Origin of the sequence: Algoriphagus jejuensis (assembly GCF_039523455.1) — a bacterium.
Lineage (GTDB): Bacteria > Bacteroidota > Bacteroidia > Cytophagales > Cyclobacteriaceae > Algoriphagus > Algoriphagus jejuensis.
Window position 1 is genome coordinate 392806 of record NZ_BAAAFI010000007.1, and the last position, 8265, is coordinate 401070.

Annotated in this window: 8 protein-coding genes and 1 CRISPR repeat array; of the genes, 1 reads left to right on the forward strand and 7 read right to left on the reverse strand. The window is 45.3% G+C overall.

Features of this window, described 5'->3' with window-relative positions; translation table 11 throughout:
• Positions 1 to 62: 62 nt before the first annotated feature.
• From ABD031_RS09500 to ABD031_RS09525, 6 genes are read right to left on the reverse strand one after another with little or no spacing between them, the layout of a single operon-like run.
• Positions 63 to 1532: an NAD(P)H-hydrate dehydratase gene (locus tag ABD031_RS09500; RefSeq protein ID WP_343850714.1), complete on the reverse strand. Its 1470-nt coding sequence runs from the start codon at positions 1530 to 1532 to the stop codon at positions 63 to 65.
• Positions 1533 to 1534: 2 nt separating this feature from the next.
• A complete protein-coding gene (locus tag ABD031_RS09505) occupies positions 1535 to 2848 on the reverse strand; it encodes an MFS transporter (RefSeq protein WP_343850716.1) in 1314 nt (437 codons plus the stop codon).
• Positions 2849 to 2907: 59 nt separating this feature from the next.
• Positions 2908 to 3369 carry an ExbD/TolR family protein gene (locus ABD031_RS09510; RefSeq protein WP_343850718.1) on the reverse strand — a complete coding sequence of 154 codons (462 nt, stop codon included), beginning with the start codon at positions 3367 to 3369 and terminating at the stop codon, positions 2908 to 2910.
• A gap of 1 nt (position 3370) precedes the next feature.
• The gene (locus tag ABD031_RS09515; RefSeq protein ID WP_343850720.1) at positions 3371 to 4006 is read right to left on the reverse strand and encodes an ExbD/TolR family protein; all 636 of its coding nucleotides are present in this window, start codon (positions 4004 to 4006) and stop codon (positions 3371 to 3373) included.
• A 2-nt stretch (positions 4007 to 4008) separates the two neighbouring features.
• Positions 4009 to 4338, reverse strand: a complete 330-nt coding sequence (locus tag ABD031_RS09520) for a hypothetical protein (RefSeq protein ID WP_343850722.1) — start codon at positions 4336 to 4338, stop codon at positions 4009 to 4011.
• Positions 4339 to 4390: 52 nt separating this feature from the next.
• The gene (locus ABD031_RS09525; protein ID WP_343850724.1) at positions 4391 to 5197 is read right to left on the reverse strand and encodes a MotA/TolQ/ExbB proton channel family protein; all 807 of its coding nucleotides are present in this window, start codon (positions 5195 to 5197) and stop codon (positions 4391 to 4393) included.
• A gap of 832 nt (positions 5198 to 6029) precedes the next feature.
• Here ABD031_RS09525 and ABD031_RS09530 point away from each other — a divergent pair.
• Complete coding sequence (locus ABD031_RS09530) at positions 6030 to 6221, forward strand: hypothetical protein (RefSeq protein WP_343850726.1); 192 nt, start codon at positions 6030 to 6032, stop codon at positions 6219 to 6221.
• Positions 6222 to 6725: 504 nt separating this feature from the next.
• Here ABD031_RS09530 and ABD031_RS09535 read toward each other — a convergent pair.
• On the reverse strand, positions 6726 to 7754 hold the full coding sequence (locus ABD031_RS09535) for a DUF481 domain-containing protein (protein ID WP_343850728.1): 1029 nt from the start codon (positions 7752 to 7754) through the stop codon (positions 6726 to 6728).
• Between the two features lie 127 nt (positions 7755 to 7881).
• Positions 7882 to 8230: direct repeats of the CRISPR family, unit length 46 nt; unit sequence GTTGTGAATTGCTTTCAAATCAGTACTTTCCTAGGGAAATCACAGC.
• The last annotated feature ends 35 nt before the right edge of the window (positions 8231 to 8265 follow it).

Consider the following 8265-nt stretch of genomic DNA (forward strand, 5'->3'; position numbering starts at 1 on the left):
CTACAAGCTATGGTTTAAAAAAACCCAAAGAACAAGGTAAGAGTTAGATCCAAGATGTTGGGTCAGGAAATACCCAACTCGACAAAAGTATCGGGAATGGCCTCAATGATATCGGAGGCAATTGTCCCCCGCCGCTTCTTCCGTCCGGCAATTTCTCCTGCAAGTCCATGTTGAAAAACCCCGCAGATCATTGCGCGCTCCTCACTGTATCCCTGCCCCAGAAAAGATGTAAGCATCCCTGTGAGTACATCCCCAGCACCTCCCGTCGCCATAAACTGTGTGCCGGAGGAATTGAAAATATGTCTGCCGTCAGCCAAACAGATTACCGAATTGGCCCCCTTGATCAGTAGGTTAAGGTTCCACTTTTGGCAAAACTCAGAAGCCTTGGCTAATCGGTCTTGATGGTTTTCGGTCTTTCCCAAAATCCGGTCAAACTCTGTCAGGTGAGGTGTCAGAATACTGCCCTTTGGCACCAGCGCAAGCAACTCCGGATTCTGGGAAAGTATGGTGATCGCGTCCGCATCGAGAACGATTGGGTTAGTATAGTTCTTGAAAATTGTAGCCAGAAGCTCCGCATTTCTTCCCACGCCGATCCCCGGACCGATTGCTATCGCGTCAAATTTGGACAAATCCTGCGGCAGAGAAAAAGTGACCATGGCCTCGGGAACTGAAATCTGAACGATCTGCCGTTCCTCTTCTGCAACCAAAGACGTCACCAACCCTGAACCTGTCCGAAGAGCCGCCGTGCAAGACAGAATTGCAGCCCCCATCTTCCCCTTGCTTCCTGCTACAATCAAGATTTTGCCAAAGTCTCCCTTGTGTGAAAAACGGTGAAACTTACGATGAACACCTGCGATGTCATTTTCCCGCAGGAAAAAACAGGAACCAGAAAACCGACTATATTCCTCATCACCTATCCCGATGTCCAGCAGCACCATCTCGCCTGTGACTTGGCTATGCTCCGGAAACAGTAGCGATAGCTTCGGGAAAGCAAAAGTGGCTGTGTAGTCCGCCTCCACACAAGGTCCATCCAACAATTCATCGGAGGGCAAACCACTCGGGATATCGACCGAGACCTTCTTCCCAGCAAAAGAATTGATCCGCTGTATCACTTCAACGGCCTCAGATCTGAGCCGACCACTGAAACCTACGCCCAGAAACGCATCGATCAAAATGCCATCGGAGTCGGGATCAAATTCGCTCCATACTTTCTGTTGAATCTCCGAAGGAAGCTTTTCCATATTACTGAAGGCCTCAGGACTCATTTTAGCAAGTTCATCGAAGCATTTGAAAACAGCAACTACACGCCCAGATTGATGGAGGAGACGTGCGATGGCAAACCCATCTCCGCCATTGTTACCCGCTCCGCAAAAAATGTGAATTTGCAATGCATCATTGAGGGGAATTGTTTTCCACCAAGCAACGAACGCCAAAGCTGCCTTCTCCATAAGGTCCAAGCTTGTGATCCCATTGAACTCAATGTGGGCCGCGTCGAGCGTTTTGACTTGTTTGCCGGAAAGTATCTTTAGCATAGTCAGGTAGTCGTAGCAGAAAACGATTTTTTGGGGATAGTAACCAAAACCAAGAAGCCCAAACCTACGACAAAGAACACTCCCAGAGAAAGGGCGCTATTCCTCATACTTCCAGTAAGCTGCTCGATTACACCGTAGGAAAACGTACCGAACACAATAGCCAATTTTTCAGTCACGTCATAGAAGCTAAAAAAAGAGGCATGATCAGTCGTTTCCCCCGGGATAAGCTTGGAAAAAGTCGACCTTGAAAGCGACTGGATTCCTCCCATCACCAAACCCACGACAAATGCCAGAGCGTAGAACTCGTACACCGTATAAACATAGTAGGCCGCCCCACAGATCCCAATCCAAATAAAAACCAAGATCATCAAACTGACCTTATTGCCAGAAATCTTTGAAATATAAGCAAAGAGGTAGCTGCCTGCGATCGCCACCAATTGGATGATCAGGATCGTCAATATCAACTGATCCCCGGGCAGGCCCAGTTCCTTGTCTCCAAAGGATGCCGCTAGATACATTACTGTTTGTACTCCCATAGAGTAAAAAAAGAAGGCCAATAGAAATCTCTTTATCACAGGAATCGTCTTCACCTGAGAAAACACCGTTCTGATTTCGTGGTAGCCTTTCATGAGCAGCTTACTTTCTATATTCTTCTTAAAGGGATTCTTGGGAAGATTCCTGAAGGTGATCTGTGAAAAACCCGCCCACCAAAGTCCGGTGATTAAAAAAGAGAAACGCGGAGCAAAACTTCCCTCAGGCACCCCAAATGCTTCCGGAAATTGAATAAGAAGTAAATTGAATACCAGCAAAATCACACTACCGGCATAGCCCAAGGCAAAACCACGCGCACTGAGGAAATCGTATTCATACTCCTCAGCGATCTCCGGTAGATAGGCATTGTAGAATACAATACTGCCGGCGTACCCGATACTGGCCAAGATGCTGCAAATGATCCCAAATTCTAGGTTATCTCCTTCGAAGAAAAACAAACCCGCGCAAGCTGCCGACCCGAGATAGGCGAACAACTTCATGAAGGACAGCTTCTTTCCGGATGCGTCGGCGATCCCAGACAGCAACGGTGACAAAATTGCGATAACCAAGAATGAGAAGGAAATCGAATAAGAATAAAGAACCGTATTGATGACTTTCCACCCGAAAAAATCAACCAAATCTGAACCGTCCGTACCTTTGGTGACACTGTTGTAATAGACCGGAAAGATCGTGGACGTGATTACCAGACTATAGACCGAGTTGGCCCAATCGTACATGGCCCATGCCCGGTGAATCTTCTTCCTATTAGGGAGTTCTATCTTCATAGCTTAAAACAAAAAAGCCATTCGACTAGCGAATGGCTTTAATTAGAGAGATTGAAATCTTATTGATTCACTTTTGCTGTGGAAGCGTATAATACACGTCTAGCGTCAGCATTTCTCAATTCAGTCTGAACATCGGAAATCGGCCCCATACTTACATCTCTATCCACTTTCATGGAGATAGTGATGAGTCCTCTGTCCGCCTCAGGAAGCATATCGCGCTCTTGGTTGACCCACTGAACAAGTTCTGGTGGGCTAATCAATACGTCATTCGCCTGAATTTTAGGCTCGGAACCGTAAAGCGCTGTTTTCTTAGGCTTTCCAATAAAGATGTACGAAATCAACGATTTCTTCTGAAGCTTCTGCAATTGGGTCGCCTGAGGGATTTTTTGTTCTACCAAAATCTCCTGCTCTCTCATCACGGTAGTTACCATGAAGAAGAAAAGCAACATGAAAACAATATCTGGAAGCGAAGCCGTAGATACGGAAGGTTCAGCTTTCTGTTTTTTTCTAAACTTTGACATATTAATTCCCTCCTATTTTATCAGGCTCCGCAATAGAGATTGCCATCGGAATTCCTTGTTTACCACGGTCTAGAAGCGCTTGAGTAGCTTCATCGTCTCCTGTCAATTTACGATACTCATCAGAGGTCAAGCCAACTCGTTCGGCATAGATATCGAAATAGGCTTTTTTGGCCATATCGAATACTTCCAAATACACCTCGTAGCTAGTACCTCGGTTGGTCTTGATGGAAATTACTGCCTCCCCCGGATGATCTGAAGATTCAGGCTTTTTCATAGACTGAGCCTGTAGCGACGCCGGAAGCGTCTGGTACAAAGCTCTCGCATCGTCGTCAGGCAATCCAAAGTTTAGGACAAATTCCTTGATTTCTACATCAAGTCCCTCTGCGTTCCGTCTATACTCACCTTCTACCAAAAGATCGTCATTTGCGTTGATCAGGATATTGTAAATGTTACGCTCGTTCTTTTGAATATCTGGTGGAGGAACATTCGGATCTAACTTCGGAGGAAGGATATTCAAAATCCCCTTATCCGAAGCCATCGTTGTCGTGACGAGGAAGAAGATCAAAAGAAGGAAGGCGATATCCGCCATGGACCCCGCATTGACTTCCTGACTCCCTCTATTTTTACTTCTTGCCATAATTACTTGATCGCTTTGTTGAATTCAGTAAACACAATACCGACTAATGCAACAATTATCAAAACATAGGTAGTGTACAAACAACCGCCGACGATTTGAGACATTTGCGGCGTAAGATTAAACGGCTCACCCTCGAATTTTGGAAGGACTTCATTGCCTGAAATACTGTAGCAAATGAAGAACAAAACCGCAATCGCGACAATGGCAGCGCCTACTTTTACCAAGCTCTTTGGATCATCCAAAGACTTGATCAACGGAAGCAGGATGGAGACCACTGCTCCGACTCCCACTAGCGCATAGCTCACGTAGAGCATGATATCATAAGTATCCATAGTGATTTCTTAAGTTAATTAGGAACTGATTTAGACAATTGGGAAGTAAAAATTACTTACCGGTCAATTTGTGCTTAACCAATACATCTACCAAAGAGATAGAAGCTTCTTCCATGTCGTTAACCAAGGAGTCAATTTTAGAAACTAGGTAGTTGTAGAACAACTGAAGGATAATCGCAACGATCAAACCAGCTACCGTAGTCAAAAGGGCGATTTTGATACCACCTGCTACGATTGAAGGAGAGATATCACCAGCTGCTTCGATGGTATCGAAGGCGAAGATCATACCGATTACAGTACCCATGAAACCCAACATCGGAGCTAGGGAGATGAAAAGAGAGATCCAAACCAAACCTTTTTCCAGCTTGCCCATTTCCACAGATCCGTAAGCAATGATCGATTTCTCAACCATTTCGATTCCTTCGGAATATCTCATCAACCCTTGGGTAAAGATAGAAGCAACAGGACCTTTGGTGTTTCTGGTCACGTCTTTTGCCGCCTCAATACCGCCAGAAGACAATGCATCTTCTACTTTGTTGATAAGCTTCTTGGTGTTGGTAGTCGCCAAGTTCAACGTAATGATTCTTTCCAAAGCGATCGCAAGACCCAAGATCAAACAGATCAATACCGGAGTCATGTAAACTGGATCACCATCGATGAATTTCTCTTTGATTACCTGATGAAAGCCTTGCTCCTCAACGACGATCTCATCGTCGACCATTGTAGGAGATGCAGCAGGTGTTTCTACTGCTGGAGTTGCTTCAGTGGCAGCAGTGTCTGCGGAAGCATCTTGTGCGTTAGCGAAAACAGGAACAAACATGATACCTGCAAGCATGAACAAAGCGATTAACTTTCTCATAATGTGTTTTTAATTAGACTTTTGATAAAGGTTAAATGGTTTCCAGATTAAAATCGAGTTTTAAAGTTATGATTTTTTAAATTCAAAAAACAATGGGGTCTTTTAACTTTTTTGATACAATCCCTTGTTTAAGCCCTGATTAGGCCAATTTTTACATGAATGGATTGCCAAAATCGCATTTTTTGAGTGCTCCAAATACTCCATTGAATAATTTTTGAACTCTTTTCAACCGGTCATTTAAAACATTCTCACCGATCTCCAAGCTTATCCATTTTTTGCTGAAATACCCAATGCTTCGATCGATTTTTTAAAAATTAAAAACACAACTGAGAAATTGTGATTATCCTAATTATATCCAAAAAATGGTGGTTTCACAGTTTAGAACGTCGACTAGACTGATCGTTGACCCGCGAAAAAATACTGCTATAAACCATCTCAGTTCATTCCACTTCCTTATTTAAAAGGAAAGCATTCTGACAAAACTACTATTGTTCACGTGTTTACGATCGAATTTCATCTTTCAACTCCCTGAATTCAGTTTTGCCTTTGAGTGGGGTAAATTGCCCCTTCCGTGCCACCCAATAAAATTCAAAAGCTTTTAACGTTCAGCTTTTCCTCTCCAAAACTCCAGGCATTCCAGCATCTGGATCGTCGGGATCGTCAGGTGCTATAGAAAGATTACTTGGGTAACGGCCATCCTTTAGCTTCAGCAGGTGGAAGCTCCTCCACGAATAGATGGTCAGATTGCTCCAGCCGGCTGTTTGCTCGCTGACTATCATTCTCCGGATAGTCAGTCACCTAAAAATGACAGTTTTGGCTCCCATGACAAATGATGGCACAGCCACCCGAGCCACAAAAATTAGGGTTTCGGCAGACCGATGAAGATTTCCTTTTTGCCATCAGTATTAAGATCCAACTGTTGGTAGACGTACAGGCGGCCGTGGCTATCGATCCAGCTCTTCTCCAAGTCTTCTTTGTACAATCGCGCAGCGTCAACCCGACCAACCTAGCGACCTTCGTCTGATCATCCTGGGTTAAATTCTCCGCAGGCGCCACCGAATCGGTGAGGAGGGATTCCGGCACATATTCGTTTTGATCAGACACTGATCGACCCTGCCGCAGGAAAAGACAATAAGACCAGAAACAGGCAGAAACATTTCATGGGCTTCGGAGATAACCCAAAAACAGGAAGCTCGGACATGCCCCGACCTCATTATTATAAGACGACTTTTAGAATCTCAACCCTGCGGTTATAAAAAAGCCATTGGTTTTACCCAAATCGATCTGGTCAATCTCCTTCTGAATATTCGTGAGCGACCATTGGCAAGATAGGTCTAGATAAACCAAAGAGAGTTCTACTCCGGAACCCGCAAAGACTCCCCACTGTGAGGACTCAATATCGTTCTTGTCGAAATCATCAGTACTCCAACCCGTAACAAAAATACCCAGAAGCAGCCGCAATCACACTGAGTCCGACAGTAAAGTCAGAATTCCCCAATACACCACCCCTAATTCTGCTCCTTTCAGTCTATCGCTTGTGCAGCGTCCAGCCCAGCTTCACTTCGAAGACATAGTCCCGTTTGGAAGTCTCCAAGGGAGGCTTGTTGTCAGTATTGAGCATATAGTGAATACCGACGTTAAAATGGCTGAGAAAAAGATATTTCAAGTCCAGGTTCAGCGTATTTCGAACTCGTCCACGATCGGTGAAACTTGGGAAAAGCCCCCAGTCGGTCGTCAGATCGACATGGCCTCCGATCTTCCCATAGAAATGGGAGGTGAGGTCCCCCTCTACACTTGCGAAGGTTTGCGGGTTGTCGGTGAAAACCTCATGGTTGGAGAGCACGCCTCCTGAAAAGGACAGCACCTTGGCCTCCCGGTGAATGAGGTATCTCCCCCCTCCCGCTGTCAAGGTCCTCCGAATATCGAGACGCTGCTCTGTACTGGAAAACAAGTTTGCCTTACCATTTACAAACCATTCTTTGGGGAGGATGTAGGCCAGGGAATAATCCAGGGAGGTTCTGCCGACGATCTCCGCTGCTATCGCCGCCCCATAGTCCTGATAATCCAGCCGAGTGTCCCAGCGACGCGTGCGATATCTGGAGTTGAGGCCCAGCGAAAGAGCCAGGGTATTGTCCGTCTTGGCTCGGATGTAGCCCAAATTGATCCCAAGGGTAAAGCGATCTTTGAAGCGCTTCTTCTGGTCTTTGGTCAGTTCAAACACCTCCTTCTGGTCAAAAAAGTACAGCGAGTCGGGCGTACGAATCCCCACCACTCCATGGTTGGCCGAGTCCAAGACTAGCTCTCCCCTCCAATTTTTGTTTTTGGTATCGTTGAGCAGAAAACCTTCAGAACTGCTGACTTTGGCTATTTCGGTCAGCTTGATGTCCACCGCCGAACTCCTGTAGGCGGTCTTGAAATAAATCTTTTCGGCGCTGATCTTCTCCACTTTCCCGATCAGGAGATCGCCATAGCGGGTATAGAGGCTATCCTGGGCTATTGCCGAAGTCAATGCAAATAGCGTTGACAAAAAAACGAGTTGAAATCGTAGGTTAAACATGGCAGATAGGTATTCCGAAAAGTCAAGCAAGGAATTTCCTGCCGAATCAAGCACTCACTCCCCAAAAATCCAAATACCTACACCGAAACCAACGGGGACCATGCACGATCGCTGTTACATAGACCGGGTTGTGAATTGCTTTCAAATCAGTACTTTCCTAGGGAAATCACAGCGTTGATATGGATAATATACTTACCTGGACAGTTGTGAATTGCTTTCAAATCAGTACTTTCCTAGGGAAATCACAGCCTTTCGTTTCAACACCAGCAGGAACACCAGTTGTGAATTGCTTTCAAATCAGTACTTTCCTAGGGAAATCACAGCATCACTAGTTGAAACATCGATACGATTTCAGTTGTGAATTGCTTTCAAATCAGTACTTTCCTAGGGAAATCACAGCCGGACATTTCCAACGACTTGTTATAGAATCGTTGTGAATTGCTTTCAAATCAGTACTTTCCTAGGGAAATCACAGCTCGGAGGGTAACACGGTGATCAATGACGGTGTTGT